This is a genomic window from Sphingomonas rosea, assembly GCF_039538065.1.
Classification (GTDB): Bacteria; Pseudomonadota; Alphaproteobacteria; order Sphingomonadales; family Sphingomonadaceae; genus Sphingomicrobium; species Sphingomicrobium rosea.
Genome location: NZ_BAABBR010000001.1, coordinates 906,948 through 923,322, shown reverse-complemented (window position 1 = coordinate 923,322; position 16,375 = coordinate 906,948). Strand labels below are relative to the sequence as shown.

General features: G+C 67.7%; 19 protein-coding genes. 14 read left to right on the top strand and 5 right to left on the bottom strand.

What is annotated here, in order from left to right; all coding sequences use genetic code 11:
* Window positions 1–31 precede the first annotated feature (31 nt).
* Both ABD693_RS04530 and ABD693_RS04525 read right to left on the bottom strand, forming a co-directional pair.
* A complete protein-coding gene (locus ABD693_RS04530) occupies window positions 32–841 on the bottom strand; it encodes a fimbrial biogenesis chaperone (protein WP_344695831.1) in 810 nt (269 codons plus the stop codon).
* 165 nt (window positions 842–1,006) lie between these two features.
* The gene (locus ABD693_RS04525; protein ID WP_344695830.1) at window positions 1,007–1,528 is read right to left on the bottom strand and encodes a DUF4402 domain-containing protein; all 522 of its coding nucleotides are present in this window, start codon (window positions 1,526–1,528) and stop codon (window positions 1,007–1,009) included.
* A gap of 433 nt (window positions 1,529–1,961) precedes the next feature.
* On the opposite strand from ABD693_RS04525, the gene ABD693_RS04520 reads away from it, so the two are divergent.
* Complete coding sequence (locus ABD693_RS04520; protein WP_344695829.1) at window positions 1,962–2,147, top strand: PspC domain-containing protein; 186 nt, start codon at window positions 1,962–1,964, stop codon at window positions 2,145–2,147.
* 277 nt (window positions 2,148–2,424) lie between these two features.
* On the top strand, window positions 2,425–3,105 hold the full coding sequence (locus ABD693_RS04515) for a transglutaminase-like cysteine peptidase (RefSeq protein ID WP_344695828.1): 681 nt from the start codon (window positions 2,425–2,427) through the stop codon (window positions 3,103–3,105).
* On the opposite strand, the gene ABD693_RS04510 is transcribed toward ABD693_RS04515, so the two are convergent.
* On the bottom strand, window positions 3,102–4,037 hold the full coding sequence (locus tag ABD693_RS04510) for a ribose-phosphate pyrophosphokinase (RefSeq protein WP_344695827.1): 936 nt from the start codon (window positions 4,035–4,037) through the stop codon (window positions 3,102–3,104). The genes ABD693_RS04515 and ABD693_RS04510 overlap by 4 nt on opposite strands.
* Before the next feature lie 86 nt (window positions 4,038–4,123).
* On the opposite strand from ABD693_RS04510, the gene ABD693_RS04505 reads away from it, so the two are divergent.
* The 11 genes from ABD693_RS04505 (at window position 4,124) to ribA (ending at window position 14,339) form a co-directional block, all read left to right on the top strand.
* The gene (locus ABD693_RS04505) at window positions 4,124–5,785 is read left to right on the top strand and encodes an NAD+ synthase (RefSeq protein WP_344695826.1); all 1,662 of its coding nucleotides are present in this window, start codon (window positions 4,124–4,126) and stop codon (window positions 5,783–5,785) included.
* On the top strand, window positions 5,782–7,104 hold the full coding sequence (gene gltX, locus ABD693_RS04500; protein WP_344695825.1) for a glutamate--tRNA ligase: 1,323 nt from the start codon (window positions 5,782–5,784) through the stop codon (window positions 7,102–7,104). The genes ABD693_RS04505 and gltX overlap by 4 nt, the downstream gene beginning before the upstream one ends.
* 82 nt (window positions 7,105–7,186) lie before the next feature.
* A complete protein-coding gene (locus ABD693_RS04495; protein ID WP_344695823.1) occupies window positions 7,187–7,873 on the top strand; it encodes an energy transducer TonB in 687 nt (228 codons plus the stop codon).
* A 52-nt stretch (window positions 7,874–7,925) separates the two neighbouring features.
* Window positions 7,926–8,249 carry a hypothetical protein gene (locus ABD693_RS04490; RefSeq protein ID WP_344695822.1) on the top strand — a complete coding sequence of 108 codons (324 nt, stop codon included), beginning with the start codon at window positions 7,926–7,928 and terminating at the stop codon, window positions 8,247–8,249.
* Window positions 8,250–8,262: 13 nt separating this feature from the next.
* Window positions 8,263–9,231, top strand: coding sequence for a bifunctional diaminohydroxyphosphoribosylaminopyrimidine deaminase/5-amino-6-(5-phosphoribosylamino)uracil reductase RibD (gene ribD / locus ABD693_RS04485; protein ID WP_344695821.1), 969 nt, complete (start codon window positions 8,263–8,265; stop codon window positions 9,229–9,231).
* Between the two features lie 3 nt (window positions 9,232–9,234).
* Window positions 9,235–9,834, top strand: a complete 600-nt coding sequence (locus ABD693_RS04480) for a riboflavin synthase (protein WP_344695820.1) — start codon at window positions 9,235–9,237, stop codon at window positions 9,832–9,834.
* 62 nt (window positions 9,835–9,896) lie between these two features.
* On the top strand, window positions 9,897–11,180 hold the full coding sequence (gene ribB, locus ABD693_RS04475) for a 3,4-dihydroxy-2-butanone-4-phosphate synthase (RefSeq protein WP_344695819.1): 1,284 nt from the start codon (window positions 9,897–9,899) through the stop codon (window positions 11,178–11,180).
* 3 nt (window positions 11,181–11,183) lie between these two features.
* Window positions 11,184–11,606 carry a 6,7-dimethyl-8-ribityllumazine synthase gene (gene ribH, locus ABD693_RS04470; RefSeq protein WP_344695818.1) on the top strand — a complete coding sequence of 141 codons (423 nt, stop codon included), beginning with the start codon at window positions 11,184–11,186 and terminating at the stop codon, window positions 11,604–11,606.
* Window positions 11,607–11,686: 80 nt separating this feature from the next.
* Window positions 11,687–12,307, top strand: a complete 621-nt coding sequence (locus ABD693_RS04465; RefSeq protein ID WP_344695817.1) for a LolA family protein — start codon at window positions 11,687–11,689, stop codon at window positions 12,305–12,307.
* Between the two features lie 206 nt (window positions 12,308–12,513).
* A complete protein-coding gene (locus tag ABD693_RS04460; protein ID WP_344695816.1) occupies window positions 12,514–13,305 on the top strand; it encodes an exodeoxyribonuclease III in 792 nt (263 codons plus the stop codon).
* Window positions 13,302–14,339, top strand: a complete 1,038-nt coding sequence (gene ribA / locus ABD693_RS04455; RefSeq protein ID WP_344695815.1) for a GTP cyclohydrolase II — start codon at window positions 13,302–13,304, stop codon at window positions 14,337–14,339. Before ABD693_RS04460 ends, ribA begins: the two co-directional genes overlap by 4 nt.
* Here the strand turns inward: ribA and ABD693_RS04450 are convergent.
* Window positions 14,336–14,980, bottom strand: coding sequence for a YggS family pyridoxal phosphate-dependent enzyme (locus tag ABD693_RS04450; RefSeq protein ID WP_344695814.1), 645 nt, complete (start codon window positions 14,978–14,980; stop codon window positions 14,336–14,338). The two genes, ribA and ABD693_RS04450, sit on opposite strands and share 4 nt — an antisense overlap.
* A 24-nt stretch (window positions 14,981–15,004) precedes the next feature.
* Between ABD693_RS04450 and ABD693_RS04445 the strand changes: the two genes are divergently transcribed.
* Window positions 15,005–15,532: a thiamine phosphate synthase gene (locus ABD693_RS04445; RefSeq protein WP_344695813.1), complete on the top strand. Its 528-nt coding sequence runs from the start codon at window positions 15,005–15,007 to the stop codon at window positions 15,530–15,532.
* Here ABD693_RS04445 and ABD693_RS04440 read toward each other — a convergent pair.
* Window positions 15,522–16,250 (bottom strand): porin, encoded by a 729-nt coding sequence (locus ABD693_RS04440; RefSeq protein ID WP_344695812.1) that lies wholly within the window; start codon window positions 16,248–16,250, stop codon window positions 15,522–15,524. The genes ABD693_RS04445 and ABD693_RS04440 overlap by 11 nt on opposite strands.
* Window positions 16,251–16,375: the final 125 nt, after the last annotated feature.

Below are 16,375 nucleotides of genomic sequence, written 5' to 3'. Positions count from 1 at the left end.
CATTATGTCCTGCCCGCCCCCGTCCCGAGCTCTAGCGCAGGACCGCGCTGGTCTCGGCGAGCGTCGTGGTGGCGCCGTCGGCGGCCTCGAGATACTGGACGGTGACCGGGCCCGAGGCCTGGGCGGCGAAGCGCTCGTCGATCGGCACGGTGACGGTGCGATGACCAAGCTCGGTGTAGACCGCGATGCCACGCTGGACCGCGATCGGCTCCTTGATCCCGGCCTTCATCACGCGGACTTCGCCGAAGGTCGAGCGCGAGCCGTTGCGGCTGAGCTCGAGGCTGACGGCGGGACGGCCGCCGGCATCGACCTTGGTCACTTTGGCGATCCCGGCGGTGGCAGAAAGGTTGCCGAGGCGGACGATGATCGGGATGGTGACGCCATAGACCGGGGTCAGCGCGAAGCCGATGCCCTTGAAGTCGGCCGGGGTCTGCACCGGCGGCTGGGGCGGCGGAACGGCGCGGAAGAGCATGTGGACGCGATATTCACCGTCCGGGAGGCCGGCTGGCGCACGCGCCGCGATGCGGATCGTCTGGGGTTGTTTGGGCGGCAGGGTGACGCGGCGCGGCGCATAGACGATCATGTCGCGGGCGGCGGTCTCGGATGCCGACGGCGTCGCGACGTCCTCGAAGCTGCCATCCTCGCGCATCCGCTTCAGTTCGACCGAGATCCGATAGACCGCGGTCTCGTCACCGATGTTGTTGAGGATGACCTCGGTGCCCTTGCCGCCGTCGAGAATGATCCGCGTCGGCGCGACCAGAAGGTCACCGACGCCCGCCTGCGCGGGCAGCGCAAGCGTCAGCAGCGAAGCGGCGAGAGCGAAACGAGCGATTGTCTTCATGGGTCGAGCGGCTCCAACGGTGACGGCCCAATCGCCGCCATTTCGGAGCTTTCTCGCAGCCAATGGTTGATGAAGCGCTAACCATGGCGGCGCCAAGGGCTCATGAAGAAGGGCGGCCTCCTCGCGGAAGCCGCCCTCGACAGGTCCGGTCAGAAGACCGGACGCTTATTGATAGGCAACCTGGATATCGATGTCGCCCTTGTAGACGCCGTCCGGGGTGGTCGCACCGATGACCACCGAGCCGCCGACGCTGAAGTCATTGGCCGCGCTGCCGACCGCGCCCAGGGTGACGGTCGCCGGGAAGCTCGGCACGAAGCTCAATGTGCCACCGTTACTGCCCGTGAGCGGGAAGCTCGGGGCGGCCGACGAAACGACGACGACCTGACCCTGCGTGCCGGTGATGCGATAGCCCGCCGAGGTCGGCGTCCCCGCACAGGTGAGGTTGCCCGACGCGCCGCAGCTGACGACGCCCGCGCCGCTGATGCTGACCGTATCGTTGCCGGTCAGGTTGCCCATGACGATGGTGCCGAAGTTAAGGTCGCGCAGCGCAGTGAGCGTCAGCGGCTTGATCAGTCGAGCATTGGCGGTCGCCTTGGTCAGCGCGCTGACCGGCGCATTCTGTGCCGCGGCCGGCGCGGCAGCGGCGAACGCAGCCATGGCGGCTGCAGCAACGAGAATCTTCTTCATAAGTCTTCAGTCCCCACACCGAGCGATCGAGGGCGAGATGCCCCGAACGCGGTAAGCCGGTCATTAACCTTGGGGCCTTGCAGCTTTGCTCGCGAGAATGGTTAACCGCGCGTTGGGAATTCTGGCGGACGCCCAAGGCGTGGCGGATTTCACCAACATCCGCCTGCTCTTCAGCGACGGCTATTAGCCACTGTTTCAGATCAACTCTCTGAATAATGGTCCAAATCGCGGTTCTGGCACGCCCTCTGCTTACCAAGGTCATCGGCAGCTTCGCCGGACCAGACAGAGGGAATTCATCATGACCAAGACCATCGACCACCGCCAGTTCGCCGTCAGTCTCGCGGGCGCTTTCATCACCGCCATGCTGTTCGTCAGCGCCGCCGTCGGCCCGCTGCAGATCGCCTGACCGCCTCAGTCTCGAAAGGAATAAACCGTGGAACGCCGTTTCTCGCTGAACAAGTCTGACGCCAAGGTGATGGGTGTGGCCGCCGGGCTCGCCGACATGACCGGCGTCGACCCGCTGATCGTCCGTCTCGCCATCATTCTCGCGGTCATGGTCACGGGACCGATCGCTCTCGTGCTCTACATCGCCGCCGGCTTGCTCGCACCCGACGCATGATTCGGCACCGAAGCATCGGTTCGAACGGGAGAAATCCGCCACCTACGCGATTTAGCCGGTACCACCAGGTTAACCTCAATCAGTATAGCAATAGCTCTTCGCTCAACTTGCCGCACCGTTGCCTCGGTTCGGCGAAAGTTTTGATCTTCCTGTTAACCATGCGCTTCCGTGACGCATTCCCGCATGAACTACTTCCGCCTTCGGCTCGCCGTGGGGGCCCGAGCCAGGAGGGTGGATGCCGGATTTGCACCGTCACAGGACCGCGAGGGTCGGGCTCATGCTCGTCCTCGTCAGTCTCGCCGTTCCCGTCTCCGCCGATGTCGCGGCGTCGGCCTCCGCGCCCGACGCCGAAAGCGTGACGGTGACGGCGCCGACCCGGCCCAACCTGTTCGGAACCGTGGCCATTCCCGGACCGCAGGGGCGCTGGGCAGACAAGTGGCGCAAGGTCATGGGCGACCTCGCCGGTGATCGCGCGCTGGCCGCGCTGGTCGCGCCGGCCCGCAGCATGGGCCGTCTCGAGCAGCTTCGCTATCTCCAGGCGCAAGTCGATCATCGCGTCGGCTGGCGTTCGGACGCGACCCAATATGGCGCGCGAAGCTACTGGGCGAGTTCGTCGGAGACCCTGGCGTCGGGACGCGGCGATGACGACGACCGCGCGATCCTCAAGTTCCAGGCGCTTCGCGAGCTCGGTTATCCGCGGAACGACTATTATCTGATGATGGGCCGCGACCGGGTGCGCGGCGACTATGTCATGCTCGTCGCCAAGGCCGAGGGCCGCTGGTGGCTCCTCGAAGAGCAGGGAGACCAGCCTGTCCTGGCCGAACGGCGCTCGGGTTTCGAACCGGCCGCAAGCTTCGGTGCGGGCCGTGCATGGATCCATGGCCGGCCGCTGCGCCTCGGCTCGGCGACCGCGACTGCAACCGGCGCGGCGTCGATCGCCAGCCGCGCCCGCCCTTAGTCGAACAGGCTCGACACGCTCGATTCGTCGGCGGTGCGCCGGATCGCCTCGGCGAGCAGCGGGGCGATCGTCAGGCGGCGGATCTTGGTTCCCGGCAGGTCGGCCTCACCCGCATAGATGCTGTCGGTCACCACCAGCTCGGTAAGCTCGCTCGCCGCCACGCGCGCGGCCGCGCCGCCCGAAAGCACGCCGTGGGTGACGTAGGCGACCACCCCGATCGCGCCTTGCGCCTTCAGCGCGGCGGCGGCGTTGCACAGGGTGCCGGCCGAATCGACGATATCGTCGATCAGGATGCAGAAGCGCCCCTCGACGTCACCGATGATGTTCATCACTTCCGATTCGCCGGCCTTCTCACGGCGCTTGTCGACGATCGCGAGCGGGGCGTTGGCGAGGCGCTTGGCAAGGCTGCGCGCGCGAACCACACCGCCGACGTCGGGCGACACGACCGTGATCGGCTGGTCGCCGAAGCGCGCCTGGATGTCCGCGCTCATGACCGGTGCACCGAACAGATTGTCGGTCGGGATGTCGAAGAACCCCTGGATCTGCCCGGCGTGGAGATCGACCGAGAGCACGCGATTGGCGCCGGCGGTGGTGATGAGGTTGGCGACGAGCTTGGCCGAAATGGGCGTTCGGGGTCCCGGCTTCCGGTCCTGCCGAGCATAGCCGAAATAAGGGAGTACCGCGGTGATCCGGCGGGCCGAAGCGCGGCGCAGCGCATCGACGCAGATCAGCAGCTCCATCAGATTGTCGTTCGCCGGATAGCTGGTCGACTGGATGAGAAACACGTCCTCGCCGCGGACATTCTCGTGGATTTCGACGAAGATCTCCTCGTCGGCGAAACGGCGAACGCTGGCCTTGGTCAGCGGCAGCTCGAGATAATCGCTGATGGCGCGCGCCAGGGGCGCATTCGAATTGCCGGCCAAAAGCTTCATCGTGCGCATTCCCCGTGTGGCTGCCTGGCGCGTTCCTAGCGGCGGCCTGCGTTGGACGAAAGCCCGACAGTCGCTAGGGACATGTCATGACCGACCGCCTGACAATCGCGCTTGCCCAGATGAACCAGCGGGTCGGCGACCTCGCGGCCAATGCAGCGGCGATCCTCGACATGCGCGCTCGGGCCGAGGGCGCCGATCTGCTGCTCGTGCCCGAGCTCCAGCTCACTGGCTATCCGCCCGAGGATCTCGTCCTCAAGCCCGCCTTCCTGCGCGAGACCGAGGCGGCCGCGGGCCGGCTGGTCGAGGCCACGAGCGCGCCGGGGCCGGCAATTGCCTTCGGGTCGATCCGCGTGGTCGACGGCAAGGCGTACAATGTCATGATCCTCGCCGACGAGGGCCGCGAACTGTTCGTCACCCGCAAGCGCGAACTTCCGAACTACGGCACGTTCGACGAGAAACGCGTCTTCTCGGCCGGGCCGCTGCCCGAGCCGTTCACCTTCAAGGGCGTCCGGATCGGCTTTCCGATCTGCGAGGACATGTGGCTTCGCGACGTTCCGCACCACCTCGCGGCCGCTGGCGCCGAAATGCTGCTGAGTCCGAACGGCAGTCCCTATGAGATCGACAAGGACGACCTGCGCCGGCGCCTGTTCAGCGAACGCGCCACCGCGACCGGTCTTCCCATTGCCTACCTCAATCGCGTCGGCGGGCAGGACGAGCTCGCCTTTGACGGCAGCTCGATGGTGATCAACGCCGACGGGGAGCGGGTCGTGCAGATGCGCGACTGGCAGGAACAGTTGCTCATGACCCGGTGGCAACGGGGCACCAACGGCCGGTGGCGCTGCGAGACCAGCGAGGTCGCCACGCTCGCGCCCTATCCCGAGGACGTCTATCGCGCGATGGTCGTGGCGCTGCGCGATTATGTGCAGCGCAACGGCTTTCCGGGCGTCCTTCTCGGTCTGTCGGGCGGGATCGACAGCGCGCTCTCGGCCGCGGTCGCGGTCGATGCGCTGGGCCCCGACAAGGTGTGGGGCGTGATGATGCCCTCGGTCTTCACCTCGGAGACGAGCCTCGGCGACGCCGCCGAAAACGCGCGCCTGCTCGGTATCCGCCATGACGTCATTCCGATCGGCGGCGCGGTCGACGCCCTGGCAGCGATGCTCAAGGAGCCGTTCGCCGGTCGCAAGCCTGACCTCGCCGAGGAGAATATCCAGGCCCGCCTGCGGATGGTCACCCTGATGGCTCTGTCGAACAAGTTCGGCCACATGCTGCTCACCACCGGCAACAAGAGCGAGATGAGCGTCGGCTATGCCACCCTCTATGGCGACATGGCGGGCGGCTATTCGGTGCTCAAGGACGCCTACAAGACGACCGTGTTCAAGCTGTCGCGCTGGCGCAACGAGCAATGTCCCGCCGGTCTTCTCGGCCCCGAGGGCAAGGTGATGCCCGATTCGATCATCACCAAGCCGCCCACGGCCGAATTGCGCGCCAACCAGAAGGACGAGGACAGCCTGCCGCCGTACGACCGGCTCGATCCGATCCTGCACGGCCTCATCGATCGCGAATTGTCGGTCAGCGAGGTCGTCGCGGAAACCGGCGAGCAACGCGCGATCGTCGCCGAGATGGAGAAACTGGTCCTTCGCGCCGAGTACAAGCGGCGCCAGGCCCCGCCCGGCGTCAAGCTCGGCGGCCGCAACTTCGGGCGTGACCGCCGCTATCCGATCACCAACGCCTTCAGGACCGGCGCATGACCGTCGTCACCCGCTTCGCCCCCTCCCCGACCGGCCGGCTCCACGTCGGCAACATCCGGACGGCGCTGCACAATTTCCTTTTCGCAGCGAAGCACGGCGGGCGGTTCCTGCTGCGGATCGACGATACCGATCGCGAGCGGTCGACGGCCGAGGCCGAAGCGGCGATTCACGCCGATCTTGCCTGGCTCGGCCTCGCACCCGATGCCGTCTTCCGCCAGTCGGACCGCTTCGACCTCTACGAGCGCGAGTTCGAGCGGCTACGCGCCGCCGGCCGGATCTATGCCTGCTACGAGACGCCGGAAGAGCTCGACCTGCGACGCAAGGTGTTGCTGGGGCGCGGCCTGCCCCCGGTCTATGAGCGGCCGGCGCAGGAGAATGCGCCCGTCGAGGGCCGCAGCCCGCACTGGCGCTTCCGCCTCGACCATGATTCACCGATCGGCTGGGACGACCTCATCCGCGGTGAGCAGAAGTTCGATCCGCGGCTCATCTCCGATCCGGTGATCCGCCGCGCCGACGGCAGCTGGCTCTATCTCCTGCCAAGCGTGATCGACGACATCGATCTTGGCGTCACCCACGTGGTGCGCGGCGAGGACCATGTTTCGAACAGCGCAGTCCAGCTGCAGATGTTCGCGGCACTCGGCGCCGACCCGCCGCAATTCGCCCATGAGGCATTGCTGGTTGCCGCCGAGGGCAAATTGTCGAAGCGGCTCGGTGCTGTCGGGGTCGGCGAGATGCAGGAGGAAGGGCTCGAGCCGATGGCCCTGCTGAGCCTGCTCGCGCGTCTCGGGACGAGCCAGCCGGTCGAGCCGATCGGTCACCTTCCGGAACTCGCCGCCACGTTCGACTTCGACCACTTCGGCCGCGCGCCCGCGCATTTCGACATGGAGCAGGTCGGCCAGCTCAATGCGCGACTGCTTCATCAGCACGACTATGCGGGAGTCGCGACCCGCCTGCCGGACTGGGTCGACGCGGATCGCTGGCTTGCCTTGCGCTCGGCGCTCACCCGCCTGTCCGACATCGACCAATGGCATGAAGTCGTCGCAGGCGACATTCCGGTACCTTCTTTATCGGAGGAGGACCGAACCTTCGTCGCCGCCGCCGCCGGCGCCGCCAATTCGACCGACTGGACAGCCGATCCCTGGCACGCGCTGACCAATGCGCTGAAGGCCGAAACCGGTCGCAAGGGCCGGGCGCTGTTCCATCCGCTGCGCAAGGCGATCACGGGGCAGGATTCGGGGCCCGAAATGGGTCCGCTGGTGCGGCTGCTCGGCAAGGAGCGCGTGGTTCGGCGCCTCGAGGTCGCCGCCCAATCCACCTGAGTTCTTGACGCTCGGCAAGCTGACTTGCGCGGTAAATGATATGATGTAACATTCTCCCATCGACTCGGATGAGGAGACTGTCATGCTGGCCTACACCGCGCATCGTCGAACCCATCGTCAGCTGAGCCCCGCGACGCTCGTCGGGATCGTCGGCGTCCACGCCGTCGCCCTGACCCTCGTCGCCATGGCCAAGATGGGGGTGCCGATCCTCCCGAAAGGGCCGGACACCCAGATTTACAACGTTCCTCTCAAGCCGCCCCCACCTCCGACGCCGCCCCCTCCGCAGCCCCAAGTCGAAACCCAGACAACGAAGCCGCCGCCGCCCGACAGTCACATCGAGGTCGTGCCGCCGGTCCTGCCGCTGCAGGGAAGCGGCCCGTCGGTGGATTTCGGCCCGAGCAGCGCCAGCAACCCGCCCGACATCGGACCGTCGCTCGTGACGCCGCTCGATCCAGGCCCCATCGATCCGCCCAAGCCTGCCGTCGTGCACCAAGCCGCGCGTTTCGCCACCCCGGCCGACCTCGTTCGCCCGCCCTATCCCGAATCGAAGCGGCGCTCGGAAGAGGAAGCGACGCTCCGGCTGAGCCTCTCGGTCGACGAGCGCGGGCGGGTGACGGCGGTCAATCCGGTCGGCGCGGCCGATCCCGCCTTCGTCGCCGCGGCCCGGGCGCATCTTCTCCGCTACTGGCGCTACAAGCCCGCGACCGACGACGGCCGGCCGGTCACCACCAATCTCGTCGTGACGCTCAAGTTCGAGCTCGAGGAATAAGGGAGGGCGGGCGCCGTTTGCCGAGCGGCGCCCGCCACCCTACATCGCATCCATGTCCGTTCTTCCGCCGCTGCAAAACCCCAAGGTCGTCTATCGCGACCTCAAGGCGTTCCTCTCGCGCCGGAGCCGGGAGAACATGATCGCGCTCGGCCTCGCGCTGCTGTTCACGGTCGTGATCATCTTCATCTTCTTCATCGACGCCAAGGTGAACACGGCCCCGCCGCCGACCATCACCTATGTCGAAAGTTATTCGGCCAATCGCACCGATGCCGACATCAAGGCCGACCAGGTCAAGGACCAGAAGAAAGCCGAGGCGCGCGCCAAGGAGCGGCAGGCGCAGTTCCAGGAGATCGCCAATACCTTCGGCATCAAGTAGCGATCGCGCGCTGATGGCCGCGGCGGTCGCGCTCGGCCGCGACGCGCAGGGAACGAGCGCGCCCAATCCCAATGTCGGCTGTATCGTGGTCGATGCTGACGGCACGATCGTCGGACGCGGCGCGACGGCGCCCGGAGGGCGGCCGCATGCCGAGGCGCTCGCCTTGGCAGAAGCGGGGACGCGCGCGCGCGGCGGCACGCTCTTCACCACGCTCGAGCCGTGCAATCACCGCAGCCCGCGCGGCCCAGCCTGCTCGGCACTGATCGTCGAGGCCGGCCTTGCCCGTGTCGTCGTCGGTATCGTCGACCCCGATCCGCGGACGGCGGGCGCGGGCCTTAAGCGGCTCGAGGACGCCGGCATCGCGGTGACGACCGACGTGTGCGCCGACGAGGCGCGCGACAGCATGGCGGGCTGGCTCACCCGCCAGCGGCTCGGACGTCCGCGCATCACGCTCAAGCTCGCGTTGTCGATCGACGGCAAGATCGCCCTTCCCTCGGGCGAATCGAAGTGGATCACCGGCGAGGACGCTCGCGCCCACGTCCACTTCGAACGCGCGCACCATGACATGATCCTCGTCGGTCGGGGCACGCTTCAGGCCGACACGCCGCGGCTCGACGTCCGCCTCCCGGGACTCGAGGAACGCTCGCCCCGCCGTGCCCTGCTCAGCCGCGGCGAAGCGGTGACCGGCTGGGAGATGCTGCGCTCGCCGCAGGACGTGTTCCGGCTTCATGACGTCAACGACCTGCTGGTCGAGGGTGGCTCGGCCACCGCCACCGCCTTCCTTGCCGCCGACCTCGTCGACCGGATCCTCCTCTATCGCGCGCCGATCATCATCGGCGAGGGTCGGCAGAGCGTCGGCTACATCGGGCTCGACGCCATTGGTGACGCGCACGGCCGCTGGGAAGCGCGCGACGGCCGCAGCCTTGGCATCGACCGGCTCGAAGTCTACGAGCGCGTTCGCTCCAACCAGGCAGAAGGCTGACCCATGTTCACCGGGATCATCACCGATATCGGCCGCGTTCGCAGCGCCGAACAGCGGGGCGACCTCCGGCTGGTTATCGAGACCGCCTACGAGATGGACGGGGTCGCGCTCGGTGCCTCGATCGCCTGTTCGGGCGCCTGCCTGACGGTGGTCGACAAGGGGCCGGGCTGGTTCGCGGTCGACCTGAGCGGTGAGACGGTGTCGCGCACCGCGCCGGGACTGTGGAACGAGGGCGCACGCCTCAACCTCGAGCGCGCGCTTCGCCTCGGTGACGAACTTGGGGGACACCTCGTGACCGGCCATGTCGACGGCCTTGCCGAAGTCATCGGCATCTGCCCCGAGGGCGACAGCCGCCGGATCGGCCTTGCCGTCCCCAAAGAGCTTGGCCCGATGCTGGCCGCCAAGGGATCGGTGACCCTCGACGGCGTGTCGCTGACCGTGAACGACGTCCGCGATCAGGACGATGCCACCCACTTCAGCGTCAACATCATCCCGCACACCTGGGAGCAGACGACGCTTGGTGATCTTGCCGTCGGGCAGCGCGTCAACGTCGAGATCGATGTCCTTGCCCGCTACCTCCAGCGGATGGTCGCGGCTCGCTAATTCACATTGCAGGGCACATTGCGGTGCTAGCGCGTCACATTGCGATGTGATATTGGACGGTTATGTCCACTTCCCTCATCGATCGCCTCAACGCGATCATCGAGACCGGCGAGATCAGCCGGTCCGGCCTGGCCCGCGCCGCCGGCCTCCATCCCAATTCGCTGAGGAAGCTCGGCTCGGCGGACTGGAATCCGACCGCCGACACGCTGGTCCGCCTCGAGAAGCTGCTCCAGCGGGGCACCGCCGAGGTGCTGGTCGGTCCCGAGGCGATCATCGATGAGGCGCGCAACGGGCGCATGTACATCCTCGTCGACGACGACGACCGCGAGAATGAGGGCGACCTCATCATTCCCGCGCAGATGGCGACGCCCGACGCGATCAACTTCATGGCCCGCCATGGCCGCGGCCTCATCTGCCTTGCGCTGACCAAGGACCGGGTCGACCAGCTCGGCCTGCCAATGATGACCCGGACCAACGGCACCCGTCACGAAACCGCTTTCACCGTGTCGATCGAGGCGCGCACCGGCGTCTCGACGGGGATCAGCGCGGGAGACCGCGCGCGGACCATCGCGGTCGCGATTGACGCGTCCAACGGCCCCGACGACATCGTCTCGCCCGGGCATGTCTTCCCGCTGGTCGCAAGGCCGGGCGGCGTGCTGGTCCGCGCGGGCCACACCGAGGCGGCGGTCGACGTGTCGCGTCTCGCCGGCCTCAACCCGTCCGGCGTCATCTGCGAGATCATGCGCGAGGACGGGACCATGGCCCGACTCGACGATCTGATCGACTTCGCCCGGACCCACGGCCTCAAGATCGGGACTATCCGCGACCTCATCGCCTACCGCCTCCGCCGCGACCACCTGGTCGAGCGCGTCGCCGCCAGCCCGTTCCTCTCGGCCAGCGGCACCGAATGGCAGGCGCAGGTCTTCCGCGACAAGGCGACCGGCGCCGAGCAGCTCGCGCTCATCCTCGGGCCGCTCGATCCCGAGCAGCCGGTGATGGTCCGGATGCACAGCCTCGATCTCTTCGCCGACGTGCTTGGCGAGAAATCGGATCGCGGCGGGCTCCTCGCCGGCGCGATGCGGATGATCGAACAACAAGGCTCGGGCGTAGTCGTCGCGCTTCACGCCGCGAGCCCGGGCTCGCTGTCGCGCGCCGCCGACCGCCGCGCGGGCAAGGACGTCGAGGAAGGCGAAGCGCTCCGCAGCTACGGCATCGGCGCGCAGATCCTCGCCGCGCTCGGCATCCACGACATGATCCTGCTGTCGAACACCCGTCATGCGCCCGTGGGACTCAGCGGTTACGGCCTCGCGATCGTCGAGGAACGCTGCATCGGACAGGAGGCCTGAACCATGGCGAAGATCCTCATTGTCGAGGCCCGCTTCTACGCCCACCTCAACGACATGCTGCTTGCCGGGGCGCGTGCCGCGATCGAGCGTGCGGGTCACGAGCATGAGATCCTTACCGTCCCCGGGGCGCTCGAGGTGCCGGCCGCGATCGCCATCGCCGACGAGAGCGGCGACTATGACGCCTTCGTTGCCCTCGGCGTCATCATCCGCGGCGAAACCTATCATTTCGAGGTGGTCTCCAACGAAAGCGCGCGCGGGATCATGGACCTGACCTTGACCGGGCTCGCCATCGGCAACGGCATCCTGACGGTCGAGAATGAGGCGCAGGCGCTGGTCCGCGCCGACCCGGGCGAACTCGACAAGGGCGGCGGTGCGGCCGAGGCGGCGCTGTCGCTTCTGGCGCTGCGCGAACGCTTCCTCGCCTGAACGGCGGGGAACCGCCAAGTTCAGAGGGCATTCAAGGGTCGAACCCTAGGCCAAGCGCCAACGAACTTTCAGGAGAACCCATGTCTTTCCTCCGTCTCTCGGCCCGCCTGCTCGCGCCCGCCACGGCGCTCGCGCTGGTTGCCCCGGCCGCGCTCGCCCAGCCCGCCGACCCGCTTCGCCAGGTCGAGCAGAGCCTCGGCGCGACCCAGTCGATGAGTGCCCGCTTCACTCAGACGGACGGGCGCGGCCGAAGCCAGTCGGGCACGCTCAGCCTCAAGCGTCCCGGCAAGATCCGCTTCGAATATGGGGCGGGCGCCAACATCCTGCTGGTCGGCGACGGCAAGAACCTCACGTTCCTCGACTACGAGGTCGGGCAGAAGTCGGCGTGGCCGATCGCCAAGTCGCCGCTCTCGGTGCTTCTGTCGCCGCAACCCAATCTGTCGCGTATCGCGCGGATCGAGAAGCAGGCCAATCCGAACATCGTGATCGTCCGTGCCCGGGACGCCCGTCGTCCGGAATTCGGAACCTTGCTGCTCGCCTTCTCGCGGCAGGCTGGCGCGCCGGGCGGCCTGATGCTCGAGGGCTGGACCGCGATCGACGCACAGAACAAGAAGACGACCGTCAAGCTCGATGGGCAGCGCTACAACGTGGCCCTCCCCGACAGCGCCTTCACCTACGCCGAACCGCGCAAGCGTCGGTAAATACGTATGCATTTCGCTACTGTTCATTGGAGCTTCAGGCTTCATGAGATAGTAGCGCATTTGACCGGCGGCGTGGCTTGGGTTTCCCCCTGTTACCAAGGCCCCCGTCAGGTCCCTCGCGTGACGAACGCTTGGTCGGCCCTCGCTCCATGCCCCCGGAGCGGGGGCCTTTGCCTATGGGGCGCCGCCCGCGCTAGGGGAGCCGAGTGACCCGTCTCAAGATCGCCAGCTGGAACATCAACTCGGTCCGCGCCCGCGTGCCGATCGTCTCGCGCTTCCTCGACGAGGAGCAGCCCGACGTCCTCTGCCTTCAGGAAACCAAGGCCGAGGACAAGGACTTCCCCGCCGCGCTCTTCACCGATCGCGGCTATGTCCATCAGGCGCTCAATGGCCAGCGCATGCATCATGGCGTCGCGATCCTCAGCAAGATTCCGCTCGAGGCGCACGGCCGGCATGATTGGCAGGACAATGGCGAGGCGCGCCACGTCGGAGTCCAGCTCCCGCACGGCCTCCGCCTCGAGAATGTCTATGTGCCCGCGGGCGGCGACGTTCCCGATCGCAAGCTCAATCCCAAGTTCGGGCAGAAGCTCGACTTCATCGAGCGGATGACCCGCTGGTCCGAGGATCTGAAGGAGCCGACGCTGATCGTCGGCGATTTCAACGTCGCGCCGCTCGAATGCGACGTGTGGAGCCACAAGGCGCTGCTCGATGTCGTCAGCCACACGCCGATCGAGGTTGAGGCGCTGTCGCGGCTTCAGCAGGCGCACGACTGGGTCGATCTCGGCCGCAAGTTCGTCCCCGCGCCCGAGCGCAATTACACCTGGTGGAGCTACCGCTCGCCCGACTGGACCAAGAACGATCGCGGCCGGCGGCTCGACCACATGTGGGCGAGCCCGAGCGTCTCCGCGCAGGCGGTGGCGCACCGCGTCCACGAACCCTGCCGTGCGTGGGAACGGCCGTCGGACCACGTGCCCCTGGTGATCGAGCTCGATCTTTGAGCAAGGCGGCCCAGGCCATTGCCGCGCTGCGGGCCGGCCGGGCGGTGACGGTCGGAACACTGACCGTCGCCGCGGTCGAGACCGCCACCGACGACCTGCTCGCCATGCTCGATCCCGAAGGGTCCGCCCCGATCCTGCTCAGCGGCGAGCGGGCGTCGGCGATCGGCCTGGGCAACCAGCGCGAGGCCGCGAACAGCCATGCCCCGGTGGTGATCGCGCGGCGCGACTGGCTCGACGCGCGCGCGGTCCGCGCCTTGGTCGATCCCGCGCAGGACTTTGGCCGCTTCTCGGCCGGGCCACTGGCTTCCGAAGCGCCGGGCGACCTTGAGGCGGCACGCGGCGCGCTGGTCCTCGCGCGCCTCGCCGGGCTGATGCCCGCGCTATGGGTGCTGCCGGCTCAGGCGGCGCTGGCCGTGGAGTCGTCCGAGGCGACAAAAGCGGCCTCGCGGTCGCACGTCTCGATCGTCTCGCGCGCGCAGCTCCCCGTAAATGGCCTCGAGGTGCCGACCCAGATCGTCGTGATGCGCGCGGAGGAAGACGGCTCCGAGCATGTCGCGCTGCTGGTCGGCGCGCCGGGCGGGCGGCCGCCGCTGGTCCGCCTCCACAGCGAATGCCTGACCGGCGACGTCTTCGGCAGCCTCAAATGCGATTGCGGGCCGCAGCTTCGCGCCGCGATGCAACTGATGGAACAGGAAGGTGCCGGGATCCTGCTCTACCTCCGGCAGGAAGGCCGCGGGATCGGGCTCGCCAACAAGATCCGTGCCTATGCCCTCCAGGATCGCGGGCTCGACACCGTCGAGGCGAATCTCCGTCTCGGATTCGGCGATGACGAGCGCGATTTCGGTCTCGCCGCGGCCATGCTCCGCGCGCTCGGCGTGTCGGAGGTGCGCCTCATGACAAACAATCCGGCGAAGCTCGAGGGTCTCGCCCAGGCGGGGATCGTCGCGACACGCGTGCCGCATCATCTCCCGACCAATCCGCACAATGCCCACTATCTCGCGACCAAGAAGGCCAAGAGCGGGCATCTCGATTAGTCTTCGAACAACGCTGTCCCGACGCGAATAACGGTCGCCCCGAGCATCACCGCAGCGCTGAAATCGCTGCTCATGCCCATCGACAGGCGAGTGACGTCATGGCGCCGCGCGAGCTTCGCCAGCAGGGCGAAATAAGGGCTCGCCTCCACCCCGGCCGGGGGGATGGCCATCAGTCCGGCAAGATTCAGCGGGGTTTCCCGAAGCTCGCTCAGGAATGCCGGCAGCTCGGCGATCGCCACTCCGCCCTTCTGCTCCTCCTCGCCGATGTTGACCTGCACGTAGGTCGGCCCGGCCCATCCCGCCTGCACCAGCGCGTCGCGCAGGCTCTTCCGGTCGAGCGAATGGATGACGTCGAACAGCGTGGCGGCCTCGCGCGCCTTGTTCGACTGGAGCTGCCCGATCATGTGCAGCCGGACGTCGGGATAGCGCGCGCGCAGGGCCGGCCACTTGTCCGCCACTTCCTGCACGCGATTCTCGCCGAAGTCGCGCTGGCCGGCCTCGATCAGCGCTTCGATCTCCTCCGCCGAGCGACCCTTGCTGACCGCGACGAGCGTCACCGCCGAGGGTTCGCGCCGGGCGGCGCGCGCGGCTTGCGCAATGCGATCGTGGATGGCGGCGAGGCGGGCGGCTGCATGCGACATGCGGGCCTGCTAGGGGGCTAGGGGATGGAAAGGCAAGACTGGCCGACGGCCTGGCTCTTCACCGACGAGCGGATCGACCGCGAGCTCGACGACGCGATGCGACGGGCAGCCGCGGCCGGCGCGGGGATTGTCGTGCGGCACCACCGCAGTTCCCCCGAGCGCCGGCGTGGCCTCGCCGAGCAGGTGAAGGGGCTTGGTGCGGTTCTCGCCGTGGCAAGGGACGTGGAGCTTGCCGCCCAAGTCGGCGCTGCGCTCATCCATAATCCGCTGGCTTGCGCGACGGAGCTTCCCTTCAGCCTTTCGGTCCATGACGACGCGGAGGCACGCCTCGCTGCCGAACGCCGTCCGGCCCTTGTCTTCATCTCACCCGTTCACGAGACCCGTTCGCACGAAGGGGCGAGGCCGCTCGGCGAAGAACGGGCGATCGAGCTGATGCTCATGGCCGGCCGCCCCGCCATCGCGCTCGGCGGCATGGATGATCGGCGTGGACGCACCCTCATGGAGCGCGGTTTCCACGGCTGGGCGGGAATCGACTGTTGGCTCAGAACTTGAACGCCGTGCCGATGTAGACGGCCTGGCTGTCACGGCGCTGGTCGCGCAGGGTCGCGACCTGCTCGCGCTCGATCTTGTACTTGACGCCGCCGGTCACCGCCACGTTGCGGCTGATGTTGTAGGCACCGCCCACGTCGAGAGCGTAAGAGGTCGGGTCCACGATCGCCGAGGTCCGTTCGCGCGCGGCGCGATCGGCGCTGGCCGACACGCTGCCGGTGAAGCGCTTCAAGCTATAGCTCACGCCCACCGCCGCACCCTCGCGGGCGCTGAGCGCGGGCGTCGCTCCCTGCGACTTGCTGACGTCGGCGGCCACGGCAAACCGCTTCCAGCCCACGGCCGCACCGAGGTTGTACGAGGCGGGGGTCAGCGTCATCGTGCCGCCCATCGGCGCCGCGGCGGCCGCGCGATCACGCAGCGCGACCTGCGCCGGAGTCGTCGCCCGCGCGCGCACCGCGATCCGGATCTGCGACGGCCGCTGACTGCTCGCTGCTGGCGTGAATCGAAGATCGGACCCGAGCGAGGGCCGGCTGGCAAGAGCCGCGGCGAGACGCGGATCGGCCTGCGCCGGGGTGAAACCGCTGTCGAAGCTAAGGGACACGGCCGGCGGGCGCTTGGCGCTCGACTTCGGCGCGGCAATGACGACCGACGCAGGCAACAGAAGGCTGGCCGCGGCAAACGCCACGCTCCACTTCGCCTTCATGTCGCGCTGGCGACTCATCGATTTCGCGTCCTTTCAGTCGATACATAGATTGGCGCAGATGAATGTTCCACGACCCATCCCCATTCATCCCGCGATGTGACATCGAATCCACAGCCGAGCGATGGCCGGGGACGGGTTGCGAG

Excerpts from the sequence above, each read along its gene's own strand:
- ABD693_RS04525 (WP_344695830.1), bottom strand. The coding sequence starts at position 1,528 with ATGAAGAAGATTCTCGTTGCTGCAGCCGCCATGGCTGCGTTCGCCGCT.
- ABD693_RS04495 (WP_344695823.1), top strand. The coding sequence starts at position 7,187 with ATGCTGGCCTACACCGCGCATCGTCGAACCCATCGTCAGCTGAGCCCC.
- ABD693_RS04480 (WP_344695820.1), top strand. The coding sequence starts at position 9,235 with ATGTTCACCGGGATCATCACCGATATCGGCCGCGTTCGCAGCGCCGAA.
- ABD693_RS04445 (WP_344695813.1), top strand. The coding sequence starts at position 15,005 with ATGGAAAGGCAAGACTGGCCGACGGCCTGGCTCTTCACCGACGAGCGG.
- ABD693_RS04490 (WP_344695822.1), top strand. The coding sequence starts at position 7,926 with ATGTCCGTTCTTCCGCCGCTGCAAAACCCCAAGGTCGTCTATCGCGAC.
- ABD693_RS04465 (WP_344695817.1), top strand. The coding sequence starts at position 11,687 with ATGTCTTTCCTCCGTCTCTCGGCCCGCCTGCTCGCGCCCGCCACGGCG.
- ribB (WP_344695819.1), top strand. The coding sequence starts at position 9,897 with ATGTCCACTTCCCTCATCGATCGCCTCAACGCGATCATCGAGACCGGC.
- ABD693_RS04440 (WP_344695812.1), bottom strand. The coding sequence starts at position 16,250 with ATGAGTCGCCAGCGCGACATGAAGGCGAAGTGGAGCGTGGCGTTTGCC.
- ribD (WP_344695821.1), top strand. The coding sequence starts at position 8,263 with ATGGCCGCGGCGGTCGCGCTCGGCCGCGACGCGCAGGGAACGAGCGCG.
- ABD693_RS04530 (WP_344695831.1), bottom strand. The coding sequence starts at position 841 with ATGAAGACAATCGCTCGTTTCGCTCTCGCCGCTTCGCTGCTGACGCTT.
- ABD693_RS04505 (WP_344695826.1), top strand. The coding sequence starts at position 4,124 with ATGACCGACCGCCTGACAATCGCGCTTGCCCAGATGAACCAGCGGGTC.
- ABD693_RS04515 (WP_344695828.1), top strand. The coding sequence starts at position 2,425 with ATGCTCGTCCTCGTCAGTCTCGCCGTTCCCGTCTCCGCCGATGTCGCG.
- ABD693_RS04450 (WP_344695814.1), bottom strand. The coding sequence starts at position 14,980 with ATGTCGCATGCAGCCGCCCGCCTCGCCGCCATCCACGATCGCATTGCG.
- gltX (WP_344695825.1), top strand. The coding sequence starts at position 5,782 with ATGACCGTCGTCACCCGCTTCGCCCCCTCCCCGACCGGCCGGCTCCAC.
- ABD693_RS04510 (WP_344695827.1), bottom strand. The coding sequence starts at position 4,037 with ATGAAGCTTTTGGCCGGCAATTCGAATGCGCCCCTGGCGCGCGCCATC.
- ribH (WP_344695818.1), top strand. The coding sequence starts at position 11,184 with ATGGCGAAGATCCTCATTGTCGAGGCCCGCTTCTACGCCCACCTCAAC.